This is a genomic window from Nocardioides furvisabuli (assembly GCF_021083185.1).
Taxonomy (GTDB): Bacteria; Actinomycetota; Actinomycetes; order Propionibacteriales; family Nocardioidaceae; genus Nocardioides; species Nocardioides furvisabuli.
On record NZ_JAIGQB010000001.1, the window covers coordinates 444344 to 468965 of the forward strand.

The 24622-nt window shown below is 71.1% G+C and carries 18 protein-coding genes; 11 read left to right on the forward strand and 7 right to left on the reverse strand.

The window, feature by feature from the left end; translation table 11 throughout:
• The first annotated feature begins 38 nt into the window (after nucleotides 1–38).
• From K4G59_RS02110 to K4G59_RS02125, 4 genes are all read left to right on the forward strand, one after another.
• On the forward strand, nucleotides 39–737 hold the full coding sequence (locus tag K4G59_RS02110; RefSeq protein WP_231248917.1) for a hypothetical protein: 699 nt from the start codon (nucleotides 39–41) through the stop codon (nucleotides 735–737).
• Nucleotides 734–1519 carry a J domain-containing protein gene (locus K4G59_RS02115; protein WP_231248918.1) on the forward strand — a complete coding sequence of 262 codons (786 nt, stop codon included), beginning with the start codon at nucleotides 734–736 and terminating at the stop codon, nucleotides 1517–1519. Before K4G59_RS02110 ends, K4G59_RS02115 begins: the two co-directional genes overlap by 4 nt.
• 232 nt (nucleotides 1520–1751) lie before the next feature.
• On the forward strand, nucleotides 1752–5333 hold the full coding sequence (rpoB, locus tag K4G59_RS02120) for a DNA-directed RNA polymerase subunit beta (protein ID WP_231248921.1): 3582 nt from the start codon (nucleotides 1752–1754) through the stop codon (nucleotides 5331–5333).
• A gap of 88 nt (nucleotides 5334–5421) precedes the next feature.
• Entirely contained in the window at nucleotides 5422–9267 is a 3846-nt protein-coding gene (locus tag K4G59_RS02125) for a DNA-directed RNA polymerase subunit beta' (protein WP_231248923.1), read from the forward strand.
• Nucleotides 9268–9435: 168 nt separating this feature from the next.
• Here the strand turns inward: K4G59_RS02125 and K4G59_RS02130 are convergent, their stop codons facing one another.
• Both K4G59_RS02130 and K4G59_RS02135 read right to left on the reverse strand, forming a co-directional pair.
• On the reverse strand, nucleotides 9436–10209 hold the full coding sequence (locus K4G59_RS02130; protein ID WP_231248925.1) for a cytochrome c biogenesis CcdA family protein: 774 nt from the start codon (nucleotides 10207–10209) through the stop codon (nucleotides 9436–9438).
• A 15-nt stretch (nucleotides 10210–10224) separates the two neighbouring features.
• On the reverse strand, nucleotides 10225–10764 hold the full coding sequence (locus K4G59_RS02135; RefSeq protein ID WP_231248927.1) for a TlpA family protein disulfide reductase: 540 nt from the start codon (nucleotides 10762–10764) through the stop codon (nucleotides 10225–10227).
• Nucleotides 10765–10925: 161 nt separating this feature from the next.
• Between K4G59_RS02135 and K4G59_RS02140 the strand changes: the two genes are divergently transcribed.
• Entirely contained in the window at nucleotides 10926–12173 is a 1248-nt protein-coding gene (locus tag K4G59_RS02140; protein WP_231248929.1) for a geranylgeranyl reductase family protein, read from the forward strand.
• 64 nt (nucleotides 12174–12237) lie between these two features.
• Nucleotides 12238–13029, forward strand: coding sequence for a lysophospholipid acyltransferase family protein (locus K4G59_RS02145; protein WP_231248930.1), 792 nt, complete (start codon nucleotides 12238–12240; stop codon nucleotides 13027–13029).
• Here the strand turns inward: K4G59_RS02145 and K4G59_RS02150 are convergent.
• Nucleotides 13021–14073: an acyltransferase family protein gene (locus K4G59_RS02150; RefSeq protein ID WP_231248932.1), complete on the reverse strand. Its 1053-nt coding sequence runs from the start codon at nucleotides 14071–14073 to the stop codon at nucleotides 13021–13023. The two genes, K4G59_RS02145 and K4G59_RS02150, sit on opposite strands and share 9 nt — an antisense overlap.
• Before the next feature lie 30 nt (nucleotides 14074–14103).
• Between K4G59_RS02150 and K4G59_RS02155 the strand changes: the two genes are divergently transcribed.
• Both K4G59_RS02155 and K4G59_RS02160 read left to right on the forward strand, forming a co-directional pair.
• Entirely contained in the window at nucleotides 14104–14988 is an 885-nt protein-coding gene (locus K4G59_RS02155) for an NUDIX domain-containing protein (protein WP_231248934.1), read from the forward strand.
• A gap of 103 nt (nucleotides 14989–15091) precedes the next feature.
• Nucleotides 15092–16342 carry a class I SAM-dependent methyltransferase gene (locus K4G59_RS02160; protein WP_231248936.1) on the forward strand — a complete coding sequence of 417 codons (1251 nt, stop codon included), beginning with the start codon at nucleotides 15092–15094 and terminating at the stop codon, nucleotides 16340–16342.
• Here K4G59_RS02160 and K4G59_RS19810 read toward each other — a convergent pair.
• Together K4G59_RS19810 and K4G59_RS02165 are read right to left on the reverse strand one after the other, a co-directional pair.
• The gene (locus tag K4G59_RS19810) at nucleotides 16332–16460 is read right to left on the reverse strand and encodes an MFS transporter small subunit (RefSeq protein WP_269209489.1); all 129 of its coding nucleotides are present in this window, start codon (nucleotides 16458–16460) and stop codon (nucleotides 16332–16334) included. The two genes, K4G59_RS02160 and K4G59_RS19810, sit on opposite strands and share 11 nt — an antisense overlap.
• Entirely contained in the window at nucleotides 16457–17851 is a 1395-nt protein-coding gene (locus tag K4G59_RS02165) for an OFA family MFS transporter (protein WP_231248937.1), read from the reverse strand. The genes K4G59_RS19810 and K4G59_RS02165 overlap by 4 nt, the downstream gene beginning before the upstream one ends.
• 142 nt (nucleotides 17852–17993) lie before the next feature.
• Here K4G59_RS02165 and K4G59_RS02170 point away from each other — a divergent pair, with 142 nt between their 5' ends.
• On the forward strand, nucleotides 17994–18869 hold the full coding sequence (locus K4G59_RS02170) for a hypothetical protein (RefSeq protein WP_231248939.1): 876 nt from the start codon (nucleotides 17994–17996) through the stop codon (nucleotides 18867–18869).
• 6 nt (nucleotides 18870–18875) lie between these two features.
• Here the strand turns inward: K4G59_RS02170 and K4G59_RS02175 are convergent, their stop codons facing one another.
• Nucleotides 18876–19565 carry an aspartate/glutamate racemase family protein gene (locus K4G59_RS02175; protein ID WP_231248945.1) on the reverse strand — a complete coding sequence of 230 codons (690 nt, stop codon included), beginning with the start codon at nucleotides 19563–19565 and terminating at the stop codon, nucleotides 18876–18878.
• Nucleotides 19566–19585: 20 nt separating this feature from the next.
• Entirely contained in the window at nucleotides 19586–20341 is a 756-nt protein-coding gene (locus K4G59_RS02180) for an SDR family NAD(P)-dependent oxidoreductase (RefSeq protein ID WP_231248952.1), read from the reverse strand.
• 42 nt (nucleotides 20342–20383) lie between these two features.
• Here K4G59_RS02180 and K4G59_RS02185 point away from each other — a divergent pair, with 42 nt between their 5' ends.
• Together K4G59_RS02185 and K4G59_RS02190 are read left to right on the forward strand one after the other, a co-directional pair.
• Nucleotides 20384–21259, forward strand: a complete 876-nt coding sequence (locus tag K4G59_RS02185) for a ribonuclease HI family protein (protein ID WP_231248954.1) — start codon at nucleotides 20384–20386, stop codon at nucleotides 21257–21259.
• A 139-nt stretch (nucleotides 21260–21398) separates the two neighbouring features.
• Entirely contained in the window at nucleotides 21399–24569 is a 3171-nt protein-coding gene (locus tag K4G59_RS02190) for an Ig-like domain repeat protein (protein ID WP_231248956.1), read from the forward strand.
• Nucleotides 24570–24622 lie beyond the last annotated feature (53 nt).

A 24622-nucleotide genomic window follows, 5' to 3' on the forward strand; every position in this document is an offset into this window, starting at 1 on the left:
CCGGGAGGGGGTCCTGCCGTTCTCGAGGGAGGGAACCGATGTCCGTGCTGCCCGATGCGGCCCGTCGCGACGACGTCGCGACCGCGCCGGTCCCACCGGGTGCCTATCCCGGCGCCGAACCCGCCGCCGGCGCACGCCGTCCGCAGCAGCGACGCACGGTGCTCGCCGCCGTCCTCGCGCTCGTCGCGGTGGTCTGCGTCGCGCTGATGGTGTGGATGTCCTCCGGGGGACGCAGCTCCGGCGCCGACGGCGCGCTGAGCCTGCCCGAGGAGCGCGAGCAGGTCATGGGCCTGACCAGCCAGTTCGTCAAGCGGCTCGGCACCTACAGCCCCGACATGCTCGACGACTCCGGGCAGATGCCGGCCTACCGCGAGCAGGTGCGCGAGGTCATCACGCCCAAGTTCGCCGCCGACTTCGACCAGGAGGTCGCCACCGCCGAGCAGCTCGTGGCGCAGGGCGGCATCACCCGCAACGCAGACGTGTTCGCCACGGCGGTCTCCTCGATCGACGACGACTCGGCGCGCGTCCTCGTGGCCGGCGCCTTCACCGACAGCTACCGGCAGGGCGAGGGGGACGAGGCCCAGGTCGTCGACCAGGAGCCGCTGCCCTTCCGCTTCACCGTCGACCTCGTGGTGATCGAGGGGGAGTGGCTCGTCGACGACTTCTCCCCTGTGAGCAGTGGCGAGGAACCGGCGCCCGGCACGGCGCCGGCACCGGGAGAGGGGGGCACCCCGTGAGCGACACCCCGACCTGGTACGACCTCCTCGACGTGCCGCGCGATGCCTCGACCGAGGAGGTGCGGGACGCCTGGAAGACCCAGATCGCCGACCTCGAGCCCGGCGATCGCCGCTTCGACGCGCTCAACCGTGCGGCCAGGGTGCTGCTCGACCCCGGCGCGCGGGCGGCGTACGACGCCGAGCACCCGGACGAGCCGCTGGTCGAGGAGGGCCGTGGGGCCCGTCACGAGACCAGGGACTCGGAGGCGGGCCTCGTGACAGGACTTCGTCCTCCCTCGACCACCGGGCGCGCCCGCGGCGTGCCCACGTGGCTGCTGGCGGGCCTCGGCGTCGTCGCGACCGGTCTGGTCGCGACCACGGCGTGGATGTGGACCGCGCAGGACGACGGTGGGGACGACTCCGCCGCGCGTGCCGCCCAGGTGGCGGCCGAGCGCGCCGTCGTGCCGGTGCTGTCCTACGACCACGAGACGCTCGAGGCCGACCAGCAGGAGGCGCAGGCGCTCATGACCGGCTCCTACCGCGAGGAGTACGACAAGCTCTTCGCGGTCCTGGAGGAGAACGCACCCCAGACCGAGACGACGGTGACCGCCTCGGTCGTCTCCTCCGGCATCGTGCGGGCGAGCGGCGACCGGGTGCAGGTGCTGGTCTTCGTCGACCGTCCGACCACCAACCGGCTGAGCGCCGATCCGGTGGTCTACAAGGACCAGGTGACCCTGTCGATGCAGCGCGTCGACGGCGACTGGCTGGTCGACGACCTGGTCACCTCGCCCGCCCAGGGCTGACCCGTACGGGTGGTCGCGGCGCGCCCTGCTTGACCCGGGAGGCTTCGGCGTTCATAGTCGTGGCCAACGCGTGGCGCTCTCTCCTTCGGGACTTGACCCCGCGTTTGAGGCGTGTCCACAAGTGCGCTATCGTGGGTCCTTGCGCCTGCCCTCAGATGCCCGACACCTTCCGGACGGTTGTTGCGGTGGTCGGCCGGCGCCGAGATCACTTGATCATTTGTGAGGACACCTCTTGGCCGCGCGCAGCACCGCTGGTAATCACCGTCGCACCTCTTTCGCAAAGATCACCGAACCTCTCGAGGTTCCCCCCCTCATCTCGCTCCAGACGAGCAGCTTCGACTGGCTGGTCGGCGGAGAGCGTTGGGAGGAGGAGGTGGCTGCCCGCAGGGCCGCCGGTGAGGACGTCTCCGAGAAGACCGGTCTGCAGGAGATCTTCGAGGAGATCTCCCCGATCGAGGACTTCTCCGAGACGATGATGCTCTCCTTCGACAACCCCGTCTTCCTGGACGAGAAGTACACCGAGGAGGAGTGCAAGGAGAAGGACTTCACCTACTCCCGCCCGCTCTACGTCTCGGCCGAGTTCATGAACCACGAGACCGGTGAGATCAAGGGCCAGACGGTCTTCATGGGTGACTTCCCCATGATGACCAAGAAGGGCACCTTCATCATCAACGGCACCGAGCGTGTCGTGGTGTCGCAGCTCGTGCGCTCGCCGGGCGTCTACTTCGAGTCGAGCCCGGACAAGACCTCTGACAAGGACATCTTCACCGCCAAGCTCATCCCGAGCCGCGGCGCGTGGCTGGAGTTCGAGATCGACAAGCGCGACCTGGTCGGCGTACGCCTCGACCGCAAGCGCAAGCAGAACGTCACGGTGCTGCTCAAGGCCCTGGGCTGGACGACCGAGCAGATCCGCGAGGAGTTCGGCCAGTACGAGTCGATGATGCTGACCCTCGAGAAGGACAGCGTCCGCTACGAGGTCGTCTACGAGGAGCTGCAGAAGAAGGCGCGGGGCGAGGCCCCCACCGCCGAGCAGGTCAACGACGAGGTCACCCGGCTCGCGCTGCTCGACATCTACCGCAAGCTCCGCCCCGGCGAGCCGCCCACGGCCGAGGCCGCGCAGACGCTGCTCAACAACTACTACTTCAACCCCAAGCGCTACGACCTGGCGAAGGTCGGCCGCTACAAGATCAACAAGAAGCTCGGTCTCCGCGAGGCGTTCGACCAGCAGACGCTGACCATCGACGACGTCGTGGCCGCGATCCGCTACGTCGTGCAGCTGCACGCCGCCGGCATCCAGGCTGACTCGCCGGACCTCGTCGACGCCGAGGGCAACCCGGTCGAGGGCCCCGACGGTGCCCCCGTCAAGGTCCAGGCCGACGACATCGACCACTTCGGCAACCGCCGCATGCGCACCGTGGGCGAGCTCATCCAGAACCAGCTCCGCACGGGCCTGGCCCGCATGGAGCGCGTGGTGCGCGAGCGGATGACGACGCAGGACGTCGAGGCCATCACGCCGCAGTCCCTCATCAACATCCGTCCCGTGGTCGCGGCGCTCAAGGAGTTCTTCGGCACCTCGCAGCTCAGCCAGTTCATGGACCAGACCAACCCGATCGCCGGCCTGACGCACAAGCGTCGCCTCTCGGCGCTCGGTCCCGGTGGTCTGTCGCGGGACCGTGCCGGCATGGAGGTCCGTGACGTCCACCCGTCGCACTACGGCCGCATGTGCCCGATCGAGACCCCGGAAGGCCCGAACATCGGCCTGATCGGTTCGCTCGCGTCCTACGGTCGGATCAACCCGTTCGGCTTCGTCGAGACCCCCTACCGCAAGGTCGAGGGCGGCGTGGTCACCGACCAGATCGACTACCTCACCGCCGACGACGAGGACCGCTACGTCATCGCGCAGGCCAACGCGCCGCTGGACTCCAAGATGCGCTTCGTCGAGGAGCGCGTGCTCGTCCGGCAGCAGAAGGGTGAGGTCGACGCGATCCTGGCCGACGAGGTCGACTACATGGACGTCTCGCCGCGCCAGATGGTGTCGGTCGCGACGGCCCTGATCCCGTTCCTCGAGCACGACGACGCCAACCGTGCCCTGATGGGCGCCAACATGCAGCGCCAGGCCGTCCCGCTGGTCGTCAGCGACAGCCCGCTGGTCGGCACCGGCATGGAGTACCGCGCCGCCGTCGACGCAGGTGACGTGGTCGTGGCCGACAACGCCGGAGTGGTCAAGGAGGTGTCGGCCGACTCCATCGAGACGATGAACGACGACGGCACCTACCAGACCTACAAGATGGCCAAGTTCAAGCGCTCCAACCAGGGCACCTGCATCAACCAGCGCCCGCTGGTGAAGGCCGGGGACCGCCTCGAGGTCGGCACGCCGATCGCCGACGGTCCGTGCACCGACAACGCCGAGATGGCGCTGGGCACCAACCTGCTCGTCGCCTTCATGCCGTGGCAGGGCCACAACTACGAGGACGCGATCATCCTCAGCCAGCGCCTGGTGCAGGAGGACGTCCTCACCTCGATCCACATCGAGGAGCACGAGGTCGACGCCCGCGACACCAAGCTCGGCCCCGAGGAGATCACCCGGGACATCCCGAACGTCTCCGAGGAGGGCCTGGCCGACCTCGACGAGCGCGGCATCATCCGCATCGGCGCCGAGGTCACCACCGGTGACATCCTCGTCGGCAAGGTCACGCCCAAGGGCGAGACCGAGCTCACCCCGGAGGAGCGCCTGCTCCGCGCGATCTTCGGTGAGAAGGCGCGCGAGGTGCGCGACACCTCGATGAAGGTGCCCCACGGTGAGTCCGGCACGGTCATCGGCGTCCGGGTCTTCGACCGCGAGGACGGCGACGACCTGCCTCCGGGCGTCAACCAGCTCGTCCGCGTCTACGTCGCCCAGAAGCGCAAGATCTCGGTCGGTGACAAGCTCGCCGGTCGTCACGGCAACAAGGGCGTCATCGCCAAGATCCTGCCGGTCGAGGACATGCCGTTCATGGAGGACGGCACCCCGGTCGACGTCGTGCTCAACCCGCTGGGTGTGCCGCGTCGTATGAACATCGGCCAGATCCTCGAGCTCCACCTCGGCTGGCTGGCCAAGCAGGGCTGGGACATCGACCTGCACGCCGACAAGGGATCCTCGGAGTGGAAGGACCGCCTCATCGCGATCCACGCCGAGAAGAACGAGCCCGGCACCAAGGTCGCGACGCCGGTGTTCGACGGTGCGCGCGAGGACGAGATCACCGGCCTGCTCGGTGCGACCCTGCCCAACCGCGACGGTGAGCGAATGGTCAAGGAGGACGGCAAGGCCAGCCTCTTCGACGGTCGCTCGGGTGAGCCGTTCCCGGAGCCGGTGGCCGTGGGCTACATGTACATCCTCAAGCTCCACCACCTCGTCGACGACAAGATCCACGCGCGCTCGACGGGCCCCTACTCGATGATCACGCAGCAGCCCCTGGGCGGCAAGGCCCAGTTCGGCGGCCAGCGGTTCGGCGAGATGGAGGTCTGGGCGATGGAGGCGTACGGCGCCGCCTACGCCCTGCAGGAGCTGCTGACGATCAAGTCCGACGACGTCCCGGGCCGCGTGAAGGTCTACGAGGCAATCGTCAAGGGCGAGAACATCCCCGACTCGGGCATCCCCGAGTCGTTCAAGGTGCTCGTCAAGGAGATGCAGTCCCTCTGCCTCAACGTCGAGGTGCTCACGCACGACGGTTCGACCATCGAGCTCAAGGATGCCGAGGAAGACGTCTTCCGGGCCGCCGAGGAGCTCGGGATCGACCTGTCGCGTCGCGAGCCCAGCTCGGTCGAAGAAGTCTGAGTGCGTCGGTACGCCGGCTCCGGCCGGCGTACCGCCCCTCAGTCCACCGCTCAGCTTTTCCACGTACTAACGAAGGACTCACAGCCAAGTGCTTGACGTTAACTTCTTCGACCAGCTTCAGATCGGCCTGGCCACCGCGGACGAGATCCGCACGTGGAGCCACGGCGAGGTCAAGAAGCCCGAGACCATCAACTACCGCACGCTCAAGCCCGAGCGTGACGGCCTCTTCTGCGAGAAGATCTTCGGTCCCACCCGGGACTGGGAGTGCTACTGCGGCAAGTACAAGCGCGTGCGCTTCAAGGGCATCATCTGCGAGCGCTGTGGCGTCGAGGTCACCCGCTCGAAGGTCCGCCGCGAGCGGATGGGCCACATCGAGCTCGCCGCGCCCGTGACCCACATCTGGTACTTCAAGGGCGTCCCGTCGCGCCTGGGCTACCTGCTCGACCTGGCGCCGAAGGACCTCGAGAAGGTCATCTACTTCGCCGCCTACATGATCACCTCGGTCGACGAGGAGGCGCGTCACCGCGACTCGGAGTCGCTCGAGAACAAGGTCGGGCTCGAGCGCGAGCGCCTCGAGAAGCGTCGCGACACCTCCGTGGACGACCGTGCCAAGAAGCTCGAGGAGGACCTCGCCACCCTCGAGGCCGAGGGTGCCAAGGCCGACGCCAAGCGCAAGGTGCGCGACGGTGCCGACCGCGAGATGAACCAGCTCCGTGACCGCGCCAACCGTGAGATCGCGCGTCTCGAGGAGGTCTGGGACACGTTCAAGAACCTCAAGGTCCAGGACCTGCTCGGCGACGAGCTGCTCTACCGCGAGATGAAGAACTGGTTCGGCAAGTACTTCGAGGGCCACATGGGCGCCACGGCGATCCAGAAGCGCCTCCAGGACTTCGACATCGAGGCCGAGGTCGAGTCGCTGCGCGACACGATCGCCAACGGCAAGGGCCAGCGCAAGGTCCGCGCGCTCAAGCGCCTCAAGGTCGTCGACGCCTTCCGCAAGACCGGCAACCAGCCCATCGGCATGGTGCTCGACGCCGTCCCGGTGATCCCGCCGGACCTGCGTCCGATGGTCCAGCTCGACGGTGGCCGCTTCGCCACCTCCGACCTGAACGACCTCTACCGCCGCGTCATCAACCGCAACAACCGCCTCAAGCGTCTCCTCGACCTCGGTGCCCCCGAGATCATCGTGAACAACGAGAAGCGGATGCTGCAGGAGGCCGTCGACAGCCTCTTCGACAACGGCCGTCGCGGTCGTCCCGTCACCGGCCCGGGCAACCGGCCGCTGAAGTCGCTGTCCGACATGCTCAAGGGCAAGCAGGGTCGCTTCCGTCAGAACCTGCTCGGCAAGCGCGTCGACTACTCGGGTCGCTCGGTCATCGTCTCGGGCCCGCAGCTCAAGCTCCACCAGTGCGGCCTGCCCAAGCAGATGGCGCTCGAGCTGTTCAAGCCGTTCGTGATGAAGCGCCTGGTCGACCTGTCGCACGCGCAGAACATCAAGTCCGCCAAGCGGATGGTCGAGCGTGCGCGCCCGGTCGTGTGGGACGTCCTCGAAGAGGTCATCACCGAGCACCCCGTGCTGCTCAACCGTGCGCCCACCCTGCACCGCCTCGGCATCCAGGCCTTCGAGCCGCAGCTGATCGAGGGCAAGGCCATCCAGATCCACCCGCTCGTGTGCGGCGCGTTCAACGCCGACTTCGACGGTGACCAGATGGCCGTGCACCTGCCGCTGTCCGCGGAGGCGCAGGCCGAGGCGCGCATCCTGATGCTGTCGACCAACAACATCCTGAAGCCCTCGGACGGCCGTCCGGTGACCATGCCCTCGCAGGACATGATCATCGGCCTGTTCTGGCTCACCGCGGACCGCGACGGAGAGGTCGGCGAGGGCCGCATCTTCTCCACGCCGTCCGAGGCGATCATGGCCTACGACCGTGGCGAGATCGGCCTGCAGAGCAAGATCAAGATCCGCCTCTCCGACATCGTCCCCCCGCTCGACCTCGAGATGGGTGCCGACTGGGAGGAGCGGACCGCGATCCTGCTCGACACGACGCTGGGCCGCGTGCACTTCAACGACACGCTGCCGGCCGACTACCCCTTCGTCAACGAGGAGGTCGGCAAGAAGCGCCTCGGCGCGATCGTCAACGACCTGGCCGAGCGCTACACCAAGGTCCAGGTCGCGGCCTCGCTCGACGCCCTCAAGGACGCCGGATTCCACTGGGCCACGCGCTCGGGTGTGACCGTCTCGATCGACGACGTCACCACGCCCGACAGCAAGGTCGAGATCCTCGGCCGCTACGAGGCCCAGGCCGAGAAGGTCCAGAAGAACTACGAGCGCGGTGTGATGACCGACGACGAGCGTCGTCAGGAGCTCATCGAGCTGTGGACCCAGGCCGCTGCCGAGGTCGGTCGTGCGATGGAGACCAACTTCGACCGCAAGAACCCGATCTACATGATGGTCGACTCGGGTGCGTCGGGAAACATGAACCAGATCCGGCAGGTCGCGGCCATGCGTGGTCTGGTGGCCAACCCGAAGGGCGAGATCATCCCGCGCCCGATCAAGGCCAACTTCCGCGAGGGCCTCTCGGTGCTCGAGTACTTCATCTCGACCCACGGTGCTCGCAAGGGCCTGGCCGACACCGCGCTCCGCACCGCCGACTCGGGCTACCTGACCCGTCGTCTGGTGGACGTGTCGCAGGACGTCATCATCCGTGAGGACGACTGCGGCACCGAGCGTGGCCTGCCCAAGCGCATCGACGACGAGCACGTGGAGACCTCGGCCTACGCCCGGGCCTCGGCTGTCGAGATCACCCACCCGGAGACCGGCGAGGTCCTCGCCACCGCCGGCGAGGACCTGGGCGACGTCAAGATCGGCGAGCTCGTGGCCGCCGGCGTCACCGAGGTCAAGGTCCGCTCGGTCCTGACCTGCGACGCCCGCACCGGCACCTGCGCCAAGTGCTACGGCCGCTCGCTGGCCACCGGCCAGCTGGTCGACATCGGTGAGGCGGTCGGCATCATCGCCGCCCAGTCCATCGGTGAGCCCGGCACGCAGCTGACGATGCGCACGTTCCACACCGGTGGTGTGGCCTCCGCGGACGACATCACGCAGGGTCTGCCCCGTGTGGTCGAGCTCTTCGAGGCCCGCTCGCCCAAGGGTCGTACGCCGATCTCGGAGTCGGCCGGTCGCGTCAAGATCGAGGAGAGCGACAAGGCCCGCGTCGTCGTGGTCACCCCCGACGACGGCACCGAGCCCCAGGAGATCCCGGTCTCCAAGCGCTCGCGTCTCAACGTGGAGGACGGTGACCACATCGAGGTGGGTCACCACATCACGTCCGGTACGCCCGACCCGCAGGACGTCCTGCGCATCCTGGGTGTCCGCAAGGCGCAGGAGCACCTCGTGGACGAGGTCCAGGAGGTCTACCGGTCCCAGGGCGTGTCGATCCACGACAAGCACATCGAGATCATCATCCGGCAGATGCTGCGCCGCGTGACGGTCATCGAGTCCGGTGACACCAACCTGCTCCCGTCCGACCTGGTCGACCGGGTGCGGTTCGAGGAGGAGAACCGTCGCGTGGTCTCCGAGGGCGGCAAGCCGGCCTCGGGGCGCCCGGTGCTCATGGGCATCACCAAGGCCTCGCTCGCGACGGAGTCGTGGCTCTCGGCGGCCTCCTTCCAGGAGACCACCCGAGTCCTCACCGACGCCGCGATCAACGGTCGCTCCGACAGCCTGCGTGGCCTGAAGGAGAACGTGATCATCGGAAAGCTCATCCCGGCCGGAACCGGCCTCGAGCGCTACCGCAACATCCGGGTGGAGCCCACCGAGGAGGCGCGTGCAGCGGCCTACTCGGTCACGGGCTACGACTCCTACGACTACGACTTCGGTCCGTCGTCGCAGGCCGTCGCACTCGACGACTTCGACTTCGGTTCGTACCAGAACTGATCGCGAAGCGATCGGTCCTCGTGTGACGAACCGGATCGAGTAGCACCAACGCCCGCCCTCGCTTGCGAGGGCGGGCGTTGTGCGTGGCGAGATCCACTGGTGTGCCTCACCAGCCCAGCCGTTCCCGGAGCGGAGGCGGATCAGGACGGCCGGATCAGGGCGGCCGGATCAGGGCGTGATCGCCCGGACCCACTCGGCGAGCGTCGCCTGCACGCGCGCGGCCAGCTCGATGACCGGGTCCGAGGGATCCCCGCCGTCGAGGACCCGCAGCTCCCAGGCGCCGTACCAGGAGACGTAGGCACCCACCACGAGCAGCAGCAGGCCCGAGACCCGGGGCACCCACTGCCCGCCGCGGCGGATGCCCGAGATGAGGCCGCGCCGGGCGAGGGCCACGGCGACGGCCGCCGCCCCGACGAGCAGTCCCATGCCGGCGCTGTAGGCCACGAACAGCGAGGCTCCCTCGGCGGTCGAGCCGCTGCGGAAGCTCGCCACGACGAGCGCCAGGAACGGCGCGATCGAGCAGGTGAGGCTCGCGGCGGCGTACGACATGCCGAAGCCCACCATGGTCGGCACGCTCCGGGTCAGGGGCTTCCCGCCCGAGCCCGAGCGGGTCAGCTGGAGGCGCGGCAGCTCGCGCCCGAGCAGCAGCCACACGCCCGCGAGCGCGACCAGCGCGCCGAACACCGCGGTGAACCACGGCAGGTACTGCTGGGCCTGGGACGCCACGGGTGAGACCACGAGGCCGAAGACGCCGAAGACCGCCACGAACCCGAGCGTCATGCAGGCGGTGAGCCACAGCGCGCGGGCCACCGCGCGGGCAGGGCCAGGGCTGTCGTCGCCGAGGACCAGCACGGACAGGTAGGCCGGGAGCAGCGCGAAGCCGCACGGGTTGACCGCTGCGAGCATGCCCGCAGCGACGGCGAGGGCCAGGGTGTCGCCCACGGGTCGGCCGGTCGCTCAGCCCAGCAGGGCGTCGACCCGGGCGCCGAGGTCGTCCGAGCCGCCGTAGCCGGCCTCGAAGACGACCTCGCCGGCGGCGTCGAGCACGACGAAGGAGGACTGCTCGGCGACCCCGAAGCGGGTCCACAGCTCGCCGTCGACGTCCTCGAGGTGGGTCACGCCGTCGGCGTCACCGGCAAAGTCCGCGATCGCCTCCGCGCTGTCGAGCGAGCCGATCCCGACCACGCCGACACGGTCGCCGTAGGTCTGTGCGAGGTCCTGCACCTGCGGGATCTGGCTGCGGCACGTCGGGCACCACGGCGCCCAGAACCAGAGGACGGTGGCGAGCCGGCCAGGCTCGCGCCGTCGAAGGAGTCGCCGCCCACGGTCGTGGCGGTGAAGTCGAGGAGCTCCGGGGTGCCGGCCGTCCCCTCGCCGGCGTCCGCGGGCTCGTCGGACGGCTCCGCGGAGGCGTCGTCGGAGGGGGCCGCGGAAGGCTCGTCGGAGGGCGAGGACGTGGTCGACGAGGTGGCCGTCGTGGCCGGGTCGTCGCCGCACGCCCCGAGCAGCAGGAGGAGGGGGACGGCGGTCGCGACCACGAGGCGTCTCATGTGCTCCAGCATGACAGCGGCGGCCCAGCCAGGGACGGCCGCGATGCTTACGAGAGCCTTACGCCGGGCTGTGCCGCGAGGTTGTGACCCGCCTGCGAGAATTCCGGTGTGACCACCCCCTCCTCACGTCCTAGCTCCGCGGACGTCCTCGTCGTCGGTGCCGGGCCCTCCGGCTCGGCCGCGGCTGCGTGGGCCGCGCGTGCCGGGCTCGACGTCGTGCTGGTGGACGCCGCCACCTTCCCGCGGGACAAGACCTGCGGCGACGGGCTCACGCCCCGCGCGATCGGCGAGATGCAGAAGCTCGGCCTCGAGGACTGGCTGCGCTCCCACACGGTGAACCACGGCCTGCGCGCGCACGGCTTCGGCCAGACGCTGCTGCTGCCCTGGCCGGGCGGCTCGTTGCCGGACTGGGGCTCGGCCGTCGCGCGCACCGAGCTCGACGACCACCTCCGCACGGTGGCCATCAAGAGCGGCGCCCTCGCCGTCGACGGCGCCCGCGCGGTCGGCGTACGCCGTGAGGGCGAGCGCGTCGCGGCGATCGAGCTCCGCGACGCGGAGGGCACCTTCGAGATCGCCTGCCAGTGGCTCGTGGTCGCCGACGGCGTGCGCTCGCCGCTCGGCAAGATGCTGGGACGCGAGTGGCACCGCGACACCGTCTACGCAGTGGCGGGGCGCTCCTACGTCGACTCCGCGATGTCGGACGACCCGTGGATCAGCTCCCACCTCGAGCTGCGCGACGAGCAGGGTGAGCTGGTCTCGGGCTACGGCTGGATCTTCCCCCTCGGCGACGGCACGGTAAACCTCGGCGCCGGCACGCTCGCGACGAGCCGTCGGCCCGCCGAGGTGGCGATCAAGCCGTTGATGCAGACCTACGCCGACACGATCGGCACGGACTTCGGGCTGTCCGGAGAGCTGCGCGCGCCGACCTCGGCGCTGCTCCCGATGGGCGGAGCAGTGAGCAACGTGGCGGGTCCGAACTGGGCGCTGATCGGCGACGCGGCGGCGTGCGTCAACCCCCTCAACGGCGAGGGGATCGACTACGGCCTGGAGACCGGCCGGTTCGTCGCCGAGCACATCGCGAGCGGCGTCGGGCTGGGGGAGGCGTGGCGCGCGACCCTCGTGGACCACTACGGCGAGGCCTTCTCCATCGCCCGCCGGCTGGCCGGGGTCGCCACGCAGCCCAAGGTGGTCGCCGCGCTCGGTCCCGCCGGGATGCGCTCGGACTGGCTGATGACCCTGGCCCTGCGCTGGATGGGCAACCTCGTCGACGACGCCGACCGTGACCGGGCCGCGCGTGTGTGGCGCTGGGCCGGCAAGCGGTCGTTGGCCCGCGACGCGCGTCCGCCCTTCTCGTGAGCGACGGCGCCCCGGTCGGCTCTCGCCGGCCGATCCGCGCGGCCTGCCGTGCCGAACGACAGGCATGAGCGAGCACGTCTACCGCGCCACCAACCGCCTCGGTGGCGCCGCGCTGCGCGCGTTCGGCATCCGCACGGTGGCGACCGGGCTCGAGCACCTGCCGACGAGCGGTCCGGTGCTGCTCGCCGCCACCCACGTCAGCTATCCCGACTTCCTGATGATCGGCCAGGCGGCGCGCGAGCGGCAGCGCTTCGTCCGCTTCATGTGCCGCCACGACGTGTGGCACCTGCCCGTGGTGCGCGCGGCGATGGACCGCATGCGCCACGTCCCGGTGGACCGGCAGGCGCCGGCGGGGGCGTACGTCACCGCGCGCGGGCTGCTGCGGGAGGGCGAGGCGGTGTGCGCCTTCCCGGAGGCGGGGATCTCCTACTCCTACACGGTCCGCTCCCTCATGCGCGGCGTCGCCGGCCTGGCGCGCGAGACCGGCGTCCCGGTCGTCCCGGTCGCGCTGTGGGGCTCCCAGCGGGTGTGGTCGGTCGGGGTGCCCGACGAGCGCGGCAAGGAGCCGCGGCCGTGCCTGGCGCGCGGACGCCGCGTCGACCTCGACTTCGGTGCGCCCCTGACGATCGGCGCGGGCGACGACCTCACCGACTGGACCCGTCACCTCGGCGCGGTGCTCACCGACCAGCTCGAGGCGCTCCAGCGCCGGCCCCACCACCTGCCGCGCCCGGGCGAGCACGCTCCCTGGCACCCCGCGCACCTCGGCGGGCACGCCCCGACGCGGGCGCAGGCGGCCCACCTCGACGTGGTGCCCCGCTCGGCGATCAGCCCGACCTGGGGCCCGCCCTCAGCCTGAGGGGGTGGGCGTGGAGTCCTGGCGGGTCGTCGGCTCGTCACGGCGGCGGGCGAGGCGCTTCTCCAGGGTCCCGGCCGGGTTGGTGAGCGGCTCCAGCGCCCGGCGTACGGACGGGCTGGCCAGCAGCAGGGACAGGCCCACCGCGGCCACGATGGTCACGACGAGGCCTAGGACCGGGTTCGCGGCGGTGAAGCCCGGCCATCCGAGAGCGAGGAACGTCTTGATCACGAAGCCGTGGAAGAGGTAGATCACCATCGTCGCGGTGCCCATCGTGGTGAACCACCCCAGCGAGCGGCGCGGGATCAGTGACATCGCCGCGAAGGCGCCGAGCAGCCCCACCATCATCACCGTCAGCCGGGTCTGGAAGACGATCTCGTTGTCGATCGGGATGTCGGCGTAGCCGGTGTCGTACCAGAGCAGCGCCGTCTCGGCCCAGGTGTCGGTGTAGACGGCCATGACGCCGATGCCGATGAGGGTCGGCACGGCCGCGACCCGCACCCACACGTCGTCGAGCCGGCGCAGGTGGCGCGGCTTGAGGTGCAGGCCGAGCACGAAGAACGGCAGCAGACCCAGGAAGCGCGGGATCATCAGGGTGTCGTCGTTCCACAGCCCGCCGAGCAGGCTGACGACGACCGACAGCGGCAGGAAGAGCCAGTGCCGCTTGAGGATCGGGGTGATCAGCCGCCACATGAGCAGGACGATGAGGTACCACATCGTCCAGTGGGGGATCAGCCACAGCGGGTACTCGACGCCCTCGCCGGCCACCTCGCGACGGTAGTAGAACAGCGCCGGCTCGAAGAGGAGGTAGGGGATCGCGAGGGTGTAGACGAGGCTCTTGAGCCGCCGGCGGTCCCACTCGAAGGACTTGGAGAGGTAGCCGCTGACGAAGACGAAGGCCGGGATGTGCCAGAGGTAGATGAAGTCGTAGACCCAGTGGCTGCCCGCGCTCTCCTCGACGAGGCCGATGGCGTGCCCCACGACGACGAGGGTGACCAGGACCATCTTGATGTTGTCGAGCCACGGATCGCGGGACGGGGGAGCCACCCGCACACGCTACTTCACTAGGTTGGACCCATGGCATCCCTGCCGAGGCGACAGCGGGTGGCGGCGTACGCCGTCATCCTCCGCGAGCGCGCCGGTGCGGTCGAGATCCTGCTCAGCCGTCTCGCGCCCAGGGTGTCGCGCACCGAGATGTGGACCCTGCCCGGCGGCGGCGTCGACCACGGCGAGGACCCCCGGGCGGCGCTGCTGCGCGAGGTCCGGGAGGAGACCGGCCTCGACGCCACCGTCGGCGAGACCGCCCGCGTCTACAGCGCCCACATGCCCCGCGCGGCCCGCGACGGCCTGCTCGTCGACGCCCACGCGATCCGCATCGTCTACGACGCCTGGGTGCCCACGGACGCCCCGGCGCCGCGCGTCGTGGAGGTGGACGGCTCGACCGTGGAGTCCGCCTGGCACCGGGTCGAGGACGTCGCGTCCGGCCTGGTGCCGGTGGCCGCGCAGGTGACCGACGCCCTCGTCGACCACCAGCCGCACCGGCTGCAGCGGGTCGCGGCGTACGCCGTGGTGCTGCGCGGTCGCGACGTGCTGCTGACCCGGCTGTCGGCGCGGGCCGCGCACCCCGGGCTGTGGACCCTGCCCGGCGGCGGCGTCGACCACGGCGAGCGACCGGCGGTGGCGCTCGCGCGCGAGGTCGAGGAGGAGTGCGGCCTGGCCTGCGAGGTCGGCGACCTGCTCGGGGTGCACGACACGCACTTCTCCGGCCACGCCCCGTCCGGGCGGATCGAGGACTACCACGGCATCCACCTGCTCTTCACCGCCTCCGTCGGGGACGGTGACCCGCGCGTCGTCGAGGTCGACGGCACGACCGACGAGGTCGCCTGGGTCGACCGCTCGGACGTCGAGTCCGGCCGGGTGCCCGTGCTCGACGTGGTGACCCACGCGCTGCGCCTGGCCTGATGTCGCGGACCTAGGATGGGGCCATGAACCCACGCCACCGCCGACTCGTCATCCCGGTGGCGCTGGGGGCCCTCATCCTCATCGTCGTCCTCGCCGCGGTCCTGTGAGCGACCGGCAGGCCGCGGCGCCCGAGTGGGAACGCCTGCGGGCGGCCGTGCTCGACGCCGACGGCCTCGTGCGCGCCCTGGCCAGCGGCCGCCGCAGGGGCGCGCCCGCGCCCGTGGTGCAGGGGCGTGAGATGCGGCGCGTGGAGGTCCGTGTGGTGGACCTCAAGGCCGGGCGCCACCTGCAGGTGACGGCGTACGACGCGACCCAGGCGCACACCACCAACCACGCGCTCGGTGAGGATGCCCGGGCCGTCGTCGACGCGCTGCTGGCAGAGCCCTTCGCCAACTGGCACGTCGACACCACCGACGCCACCCACCAGCTCCGCGTGACGAAGAAGGGCGCGCCGCTGCTCCACACGTCGACGCGCACGGAGGCGGTCGAGGTCTCGCGCGACCACGACCGCGCCAAGGACCGGCTGCTCGCGGAGGACGACCCCGTGCTCGTGGCCCTCGGGATCAGTGATGCCCAGGGCCGGGTGAAGCCGACGCGACAGGCGAAATACCGCCAGGTCGAGGAGTTCGTGCGCCTGCTCGACGCCAGCCTCGGCGAGGCGCTGGAGCAGGGGCACGTGCGTACGCCGACCGAGGACGATCCGCTGCGCATCGTCGACCTCGGCTGCGGCAACGCCTACCTCACCTTCGCCGCCCACCGCTTCCTCACCGCGCCCCCCGCCGAGGGCGGCCGCGGCCTGCCGGTGCGGATGACCGGCGTCGACGTCAAGCAGCAGTCGGCCGACCACAACACCCAGGTGGCCGCCGGTCTCGGGATCGAGGCCGACTTCGTGGTGGGCTCGATCGGTGGGGCGCGACTCGAGCAGGCACCCGACGTCGTGCTCGCGCTGCACGCCTGCGACACGGCCACCGACGACGCGCTGGCCCGGGCGGTGGAGTGGCAGGCCTCGCTGGTGCTCGCGGCCCCGTGCTGCCACCACGACATCGCCAGCCAGCTGCGGACCGCGGAGGCGCCAGCGCCCTACGCGATGCTCACCCGCCACGGCATCCTCCGCGAGCGCTTCGCCGACACCCTCACCGACGCCCTGCGGGCATCGCTGCTGCGCCGCGAGGGCTACCGCGTCGACGTGGTGGAGTTCGTCGAGAGCGCCCACACCCCGCGCAACACCCTGCTCCGCGCGGTGCGCACCGGTGCGCACCGCGCCGGAGCCGTCGAGGAGTACGACGAGCTGCTCGCCGCGTGGGGCGTACGTCCCCGGCTCGGCGAGCTGCTCGGCGACGGGCTCAGCCGGTGAAGAGCGCCGAGGCGCGCACCAGCGTCTGCCACAGGCCGTAGGCCAGCGGGACGCCGACCAGCAGCCACGCCAGGGCGATGAGGACGGGGCTGGTGGGGGAGCTCTGCGAGGTGCTCATCGGGTGGCCTCCTGACGGGTGGCGACGCGCTCCTCGTTGGCAGCGTGCGCGTCGTGGTCGAAGTGGGTGTCGGAGACGGGCTTGATCATCAGGTTGGCGATGAAGCCGACGGCGAGCACCCCGACCATGGTGAACAGAGCCGGTTGGTAGTCAGCAGCGACGAGCGCGCCGGGCTCGCCGACACGGTCGAGGATGCCGTTGACGATGAGCGGTCCCGCCACGCCGGCGGCGGCCCACGCCGTCAGCAGGCGGCCGTGGATCGCGCCCACCTCGAGCGTGCCGAAGAGGTCCTTGAGGTAGGCCGGGACGGTGGCGAACCCGCCCCCGTAGTAGGAGATGATCACCGCGGCCAGCGCGACGAACACAAAGGGAGAGACGCTGCCGTACAGCGCGAGCAGCAGGTAGAGGACGAGTCCGACACCGAGGTACATGACATAGATCGGCTTGCGCCCGACATGGTCCGACGTGGTCGACCACACGAAGCGACCGATCATGTTGGCCAGGGAGAGCACGCCGACGAAACCGCCGGCTGCCGCAGCCGTGACGGCGCTGGTGCCGTTGTCGCGGAAGAAGTCCTGGATCATCGGTGACGCCTGCTCGAGGATCCCGATGCCGGCAGTGACGTTGCAGAACAGCACCACCCACAGGAGCCAGAACTGCGGCGTGCGGATCGCCGAAGAGGCGCGCACCAGTGCCCCGTTGGTGCCGGGGGAGTGCTCGGCGGTGCTGTCGTCACCGTGGCCCGGGGGCACCCGCACGAGCGCGGCACCGACGAGCATGAACGCGGTGTAGATGATGCCGAGGGTCAAGAAGGTCTGGGCGAGCGCGGACCCGGAGGCGACCGCCCCCGGCTCGGTGGCCACGAAACCGGGGTCGTAGACGCTCATCAGGCGGTTGGACAGCGGCGAGGCGATCAGCGCACCGCCGCCGAAGCCCATGATCGCCATGCCGGTCGCGAGGCCCGGACGGTCGGGGAACCACTTGATGAGCGTGGAGACCGGTGAGATGTAGCCGATGCCGAGGCCGATGCCGCCGATCACGCCGTAGCCGAGGTAGAGCAGCCAGAGCTGCCCGGTCGCGATGCCTGCCGACCCGACGACGAATCCGGTGCCCCAGCAGAGCGCCGCGGCCAGCATGGCCTTGCGGGGCCCGGAACGCTCGACCCACGTGCCCAAGAAGGCGGCGGAGAGACCAAGCATCACGATCGCGATCGAGAAGACCCAGCCGATGGCGGTGAGGCTGGTGTCGAACGAGGCGACCAGCGAGTTCTTGAAGACCGAGAACGCGTAGACCTGTCCGATGGAGAGGTGGACCGCGAGCGCGGCCGGCGGGATCAGCCAGCGGCTGTAACCCGGGTGCGCCACGATCGCCTTCTTGTCGAGGACCGACATGGAACTCTCCTTCCCGAGAGTGACCGCAGTCACGCTACGGACAGGTGGTTGAGATGTCACCTACCCGTAGGGGCGTGACGACGAGTGGTCGCCCCGGCACGACGAGCGGTCGCCTGACGGGACCGGGGCTACCGTGGGGCGCGTGGCGGAGGTGCGGCGACTGGGGCTGGCGTGCCTCGTGGCACTGCCCTTCCTGGTGGAGGCTGCCAGCGGGAGCGCCGCCGAGCGTGAGGAAGCCTTCGTCCTCACCGATCCCGACATCGTCGAGTCGAGCGGCCTCGTGGTCGCGGACGGGCTCGTGGTCACCACCAACGACTCGGGCGACAGCGGGCGGGTCTTCGCCGTCGACCCCACCACGGGGGACACGGTGGGCACCACGTCCTGGTCCCCTTCCCCCGAGGACGTCGAGGCGCTGGCGCCGGCCGGCGCCGGCCACGTCTGGGTGGGGGACATCGGCGACAACCGGCGCGTCCGGGACTCGGTGCAGGTGCTGCGCGTCCCGGTGGGTCGCCAGGACACGACGGTGGTCCCGGAGGCCTACGAGCTGGTCTACCCGGACGGTGCGCAGGACGCCGAGGCGCTCGTGGCCCACCCGCTGACCGGTCGGCTCCTCGTGGTCACCAAGGGCGTCTTCTCCGGCACGGCGTACGCCGCCCCGCTGCGACTGCGCGCGGACCGGCCGAACCGCCTCGTCGAGGTCGGCCGGGCCCCGGGCATCGTCACCGACGCGACGTTCCTGCCCGGCGGAGGTGGCGTCGTCATGCGGACCTACTCCGCGGCCCACCTGGCGGCGTACCCGTCGTGGCAGCCCGTCGCGTCGTGGGACCTGCCGCCCCAGGACCAGGGCGAGGGCGTCGCGCTGGCCGGGCGCGACCTGCTGCTGAGCACCGAGGGTGCGGCCTCGCAGGTGCTGCGGGTCCGGCTCCCGGTCGCGGCCGGCGTCACCGACCTGCGCTCACCGGCGTGGACGGCCCTGCGCTGGCTCGCGACCGCACGAGGGCTGCCGATCGCCGGGTGAGGGACCTCAGGCCAGCGCGGCGTCCAGCGCGGCCTGCACGTGCAGGGTCGTGCACGGGAAGACCGGGAGCTCGACGTCGGCCTGCTTCACCAGGAGCTCGAGCTCCGTGCAGCCGAGCAGCACGCCACCTGCGCCGGCGTCCCACAGCTCCTCGATGATCGACACGACGCGCGCCCGGGTGCGGGGCAGGACGACACCGTGCACGAGCTCCTCGTAGATGGCGTCGTTGAGGAAGTCGTGGTGGCTGGTGTCGGGGACGACCACGGACAGGCCGTGGGCGGCGAGCCGGTCGACGAAGAAGGACTCCTGCATCGCGACCTTCGTGCCGATGAGCCCGACGGTCTCGATGCCGGCGGCGCGGACCGCGGCCGCGACCACGTCGGCGAGGTGCAGCACGGGGATGTCGACGGCCTCCTCGACCTGCTCGGCGACCTTGTGGAAGGTCGTCGTGCACAGGAGCAGGAAGTCGGCGCCGCCGCGCTCGACCGCCCGGGCGGCGTCGGCCAGCAGCGTGCCGACCTGGTCCCAGCGCTCGTCGTCCTCGAGGTGGGTCACCTCCGCGAAGTCGACGGTGGTGAGAACGAGCTTCGGCGAGGAGAGCCCGCCCAGGCGGTCCCGCATCCCGAGGTTGAGGTCGCGGTAGTAGACCGCGCTGCTCTCCCAGCTCATGCCGCCGACGAGTCCGATGGTCTTCACGCGCGGAAGTCTGCCACCTCTCACGACCGGTGCACCTTGTGTGCCGCTGCTTGGGCGCGCGGCTTGATCACCAGCTCGTCGATGTCCACGTGCGAGGGGCGCGTGGCGACCCAGGCGATGGCATCGGCGACGTCCTCGGCGAGCAGGGGCTGGTCGACCCCGGCGTAGACCGCGTCCGCCCTGGCCTGGTCGCCGCCGAAGCGCTTGAGCGAGAACTCGTCGGTCCGCACCATGCCGGGCGCGACCTCGCAGACGCGGATCGGCTCGCCGTTGAGCTCGAGGCGCAGCGTCTCGGTCACGACCTTCACGCCGTGCTTGGCGGCGGTGTAGCCGCCACCCCCCTCGTACGCCCAGCGCCCGGCGGTGGAGCCGACGTTGACGACCACCGCATCCCCGCTGGCGCGCAGCGCGGGCAGCAGCGCCTGCGTCACCCGCACCAGGCCCAGGACGTTGACGTCGTACATCCATCGCCAGGTGTCGAGGTCGGCCTCGTCGACGCGGTCGACGCCCACGGCCCCGCCGGCGTTGTTGACCAGCACGTGGCACACCGGCACGGCGGCGGCGAGCGCCTCGACGGACGCGGCGTCGGTGATGTCGCAGGTGATCGCCTCACCGCCGACCTCGTCGGCGAGCGCCTCGATCCGGTCGGTGCGACGGGCCGCGCACACGACCCGGAAGCCCTGCTCGGCGAGGGCGCGGGCCGTGGCCGCACCGATGCCGCTGGAGGCACCGGTGACGACGGCGGTGCGGGGCTGCGGGGTGCTCTGGTCGCTCATGCCGCCCATCTTGCCAACACGTCGTGCTGCCAAGATGTCGGCGTGATCATCGCGGCTGCAGACGGTTCGGCACTCGGCAACCCCGGCCCCGCCGGGTGGGCGTGGTACGTCGACGACGGCTGCTGGGCCTCCGGCGGCTGGCCGCACGGCACCAACAACATGGGCGAGCTGATGGCCGTGCTCGACCTCCTCCAGCAGACCGCCCACCTCGACGAGCCGCTGCTCGTCTACTGCGACAGCCTGTACGTCATCGACTCGATCACCAAGTGGATGAAGAACTGGAAGCGCAAGGGCTGGAAGAAGAGCGACGGCAAGCCGGTGATGAACGTCGAGCTGATGAAGGCGCTCGACGAGGCGATGCAGGGCCGCCGCGTGCAGTTCGAGTGGGTCAAGGGCCACGCCGGCCACCCGCTCAACGAGGCCGCCGACAAGCGCGCCAACGCCGCCGCCACGGCCCACCAGCGCGGCGTCGAGCCCGACCCGGGCCCCGGCTTCGCCGGCAGCAGCACCTCGCACCCGTCCGCCGCGGTCGGTCAGGTCGAGGAGGAGCCCGACCTGTTCTCCGACCTGGAGGACGTGGCGCTCACCGACGAGGAGCACGTCGTCGCCATGGAGCGCGCCCTGCTGACCGACGACGTGCGCGCGGACCGCGCCGCGGTCGCCGCGCTGCTGCACCCCGACTGGCGCGGGATCGGTCGCTCGGGTCGGTTGTGGACCCGCGAGGACGTCCTGGACGAGATCGGCCCGATCGACCCGGCGGCGCTCGAGGTGGTCTCCGTCGACCGGCTCGGCCCGGACACGATCCTGCTGCTGTGGCGCGCAGTCGCGGACGGGTGCTCGACCCTGCGCAGCTCGCTGTGGGTCCGCGTCGGCGGCTCCTGGCAGCAGCGGTTCCACCAGGACACCCCTGAGGGCTGACCCGGACGGGTGGACCGGATGACCCCCCTGTGCGCACCAGGTGGCCCGATCGGCCGATCTGCGCGCCGTGGGCCATCGGGACTCTCAAGTTCTCCTCAAGCCACCACCTCGACACGACGGCCCGTGTGGGATGACACCCGTGCAATTCATCCCTCCCAGCGTCCGCCGCGGACTCCTCGCCGCCACGCTCCTGTCCCCGGTGCTGGTCACCCTCGGCCTGTCGGCCCCCGCCGAGGCCGCGACCGACACGTTCACGAACACCAGCGCGATCTCCATCCCGCAGCTCGGCGCCGCCACCCCGTACCCGTCCACGGTGTCGGTGAGCGGCATGGCCAGCAACATCAAGTCCGTCGAGCTGACCCTGACCGGCTTCAACCACGAGATCTCCTACGACGCGCACGTGATGCTCGTCAGCCCGGCCGGGCGCAACCTGACCGTGATGTCGGACATCTACTCGCTCAACGGCGACCGGACCTTCACCTTCGCGGACGGAGCTCCCACGCTGGTCGACGGTGCACCGTCCGGGCGCTACGCGCCGACCGACGCAGGCGGCCCCAACACCTTCCCCGCACCCGCCCCCGCGCAGTCCGGCGCGACGACCTTCACCGGCGCCTTCGACGGCACCGACCCCAACGGCACCTGGCAGCTCTTCGTCTACGACGACATCGGTGGAGGTGCCGGCACGATCGGGTCCTGGAGCCTGACCATCGACGCGGGGATCCCGCAGGTCGTCACCTTCGACACGACCGCGCCCGCTCCGGCCCGCGTCGGCGAGTCCTACACCCCGACCGCGACGTCCGACGCCGACTTCCCGGTGACCTACTCCGTCGACGCGGCGACCACCAACAGCGCCTGCCGCCTCGCCGACGACGACCGTACGCTCTTCTTCCAGCACAGCGGCACCTGCGTCGTCGCGGCCAGCGCGCCGGGCGACGTCGACCACGACCCCGGTCGGGCCACCCAGAGCATCGCCGTCCGTGCTGCGCGATCCGACCTCGCCACGCTGGCGATCAGCCCGGAGGGTGCCTCCACCACCGCCGGTGACCCGGTGGCGTACGTCGTCGAGGGCACCGACTCCCACGGCCTCCCCGTTCCCGGCCAGCAGGCCACCATCTCCTACGCCCCGGTCGACGGTGGCGCTTCGACCGTCTGTGTCGACGCCGCGTGCGCACCCGAGGCGGCCGGGACCTACACGGTGACCGCCACCGCCCCCGGCGCCGACGGTCCGGTGACCGACTCCACCACCTTGACCGTCCTGGCCGACGGCGTCGCAGCACTGCAGATCAGTCCCGAGGACGCGACCACCGCTGCGGGCACGCCGGTGCAGTTCACCGTCAGCGGCACCGACCAGTTCGGCAACCCGCTCGCCGACCAGACCGCCGCGAGCGACGTCGTCGCGACCCCCGTCGGCGGCGGCGAGGCCATCACCTGCGTGGACGGCCTCTGTGCGGCCACCGTCGCCGGTGTGTACTCGGTCAGCGCCGACCAGACCGGCGCCGACGCGCCTGCCGGTGACGCGACGACCCTCACGGTCACCCCCGCCGCCCTCGACCACGTCGAGGTGACGGGCGAGGGCACGACCACCGCCGGCACGCCTGCCGTCCACATCGTCACGGCGTACGACGCGTTCGACAACGTGCGCACCGGTGGCTCGCCGACGGTGACGGCCAGCAACGGCGACTCGACCGTGACCTGCCCCAACGGCGTCTGCTCGCCCACCACGGCCGGGACCTGGACCGTCGAGGGGACCCTCGGCGGCGAGAGCGACACGACCACGCTCGAGGTCGCCCCGGGCCCCTTGGCATCGCTGGTCGTCACCCCTGACGTGACCACGGTGACGCCGGGCACCGACGTCGCCTACGCCGCCACCGGTGCAGACCTCTACGGCAACGACCTCGGCGACCGCACGGCCCAGAGCACCTTCACCATCACGCGCGGCTCCGACACCGCGGTCACGTGCGACGACGCGGTCTGCACACCCGCCGCCACCGGCACCCACCGCGTGACCGCCACGATCGGCTCCGTCACCGGTGCAGCCACGCTGGTCTCGGCGCTTCCCTCGGTGTCGCTCGAGCTCGGCGCGCTCCCGGCGTCGACCTACGGCGACGACGTCCCGCTCTCTGCCACCGTCGCGAGCCCGGACGGCACACCGACCGGGACCGTGCAGTTCACCCTCGACGGCGAGCCGGTCGGGTCCCCGGTCGCGGTCGACCGCGCGGGCACCGCCACGGCGCCCGACCTGACGGGAGTCCGGGCCGGCATCCACCGGGTCGGCGCGAGCTTCGCAGCGGTCCCGGCGGGCGCGTTCGACGCCGCGGCCACCACTGAGAAGCTGGTCGTGGCCAAGGCCCCGACCACCACCACCCTGGCGGTCGGCAGCGCGCTGACGGCGACCGTCACGTCGACCGTGCAGGAGCCTGCGGGCACCGTCACCTTTGCGGTGGACGGCGTCGACCGGGCCAGCGTCGCTCTCGTGCACGGCACGGCGACCTGGTCCGGCAACCACTCGGGCGGAGCCGACTCCGTGGTCACCGCGACGTACTCGGGCACCACGGACCTGCTCGCCTCGGCGGCCTCCACGGCCCGCAAGGACCCGTCGGTGGTCGCCAACGTCGCCGGCACGGCCCGCAACGGCTGGCACAACGCCGCGGTCACCGTCACCTTCAGCTGCACGCCCGGCTCCGGTGCCGTGACCTGCCCTGCTCCCGTCACCCTCAGCGGCGACGGAGCCGGCCAGACCGTCACGCGCACGGTCGTCGCCCGCGACGGTGGCATCGCCGTGGTCACCAGCGCGCCGGTGTCCATCGACCGCACGGCGCCCGGAGTCCGGGTCACGGGGGTCCGGGAGGGTCGCACCTACAACGGCACCGTCCCCGAGGCCGCGTGCTCCGGGTCGGACGCGCTCTCCGGACTGGCGAGCTGCACGGTGACCACGACCGGCCGCATCGGTGCGGGATCCGCGACGGTCACGGCGACCGACCTCGCGGGGAACACCTCGACCGCGACGACCTCCTACGTCGTGCGTGACCTGTGGGTCACCCGCAGCGAGAAGGTCAGGGGCGCGTGGCGACTGCCCATCGGCAGCCGCCGCACCGTCCAGCTCATCGGCAACGACCTGCCGCGCGTCAAGGGAGGGGCGGGGCTCGAGGTGAGGCCGTTCCGGTTCGCCGGGCGTGCCGATGGCGTGGGCCACTGGACCGCCCGCGTGCGGGTGCCGCGCGGCGTGCGTCCGGGCAAGGTGTACGTCCTGCGCATCGAGCGCGGCGACGGCACGGTCGAGCGCGTGAAGCTGGTCGCCTCGCGTCGCTGAGCCTGCTGTGCCACGGCCCCGGTCCGACGTCCACGACGACGGCTCCGGGGCCG

Coding starts and splice junctions, on each gene's coding strand:
- K4G59_RS02110 (WP_231248917.1), top strand. CDS start 39: ATGTCCGTGCTGCCCGATGCGGCCCGTCGCGACGACGTCGCGACCGCG.
- K4G59_RS02145 (WP_231248930.1), top strand. CDS start 12,238: ATGAGCGAGCACGTCTACCGCGCCACCAACCGCCTCGGTGGCGCCGCG.
- K4G59_RS02155 (WP_231248934.1), top strand. CDS start 14,104: ATGGCATCCCTGCCGAGGCGACAGCGGGTGGCGGCGTACGCCGTCATC.
- K4G59_RS19810 (WP_269209489.1), bottom strand. CDS start 16,460: ATGAGCACCTCGCAGAGCTCCCCCACCAGCCCCGTCCTCATCGCCCTG.
- K4G59_RS02165 (WP_231248937.1), bottom strand. CDS start 17,851: ATGTCGGTCCTCGACAAGAAGGCGATCGTGGCGCACCCGGGTTACAGC.
- K4G59_RS02180 (WP_231248952.1), bottom strand. CDS start 20,341: ATGAGCGACCAGAGCACCCCGCAGCCCCGCACCGCCGTCGTCACCGGT.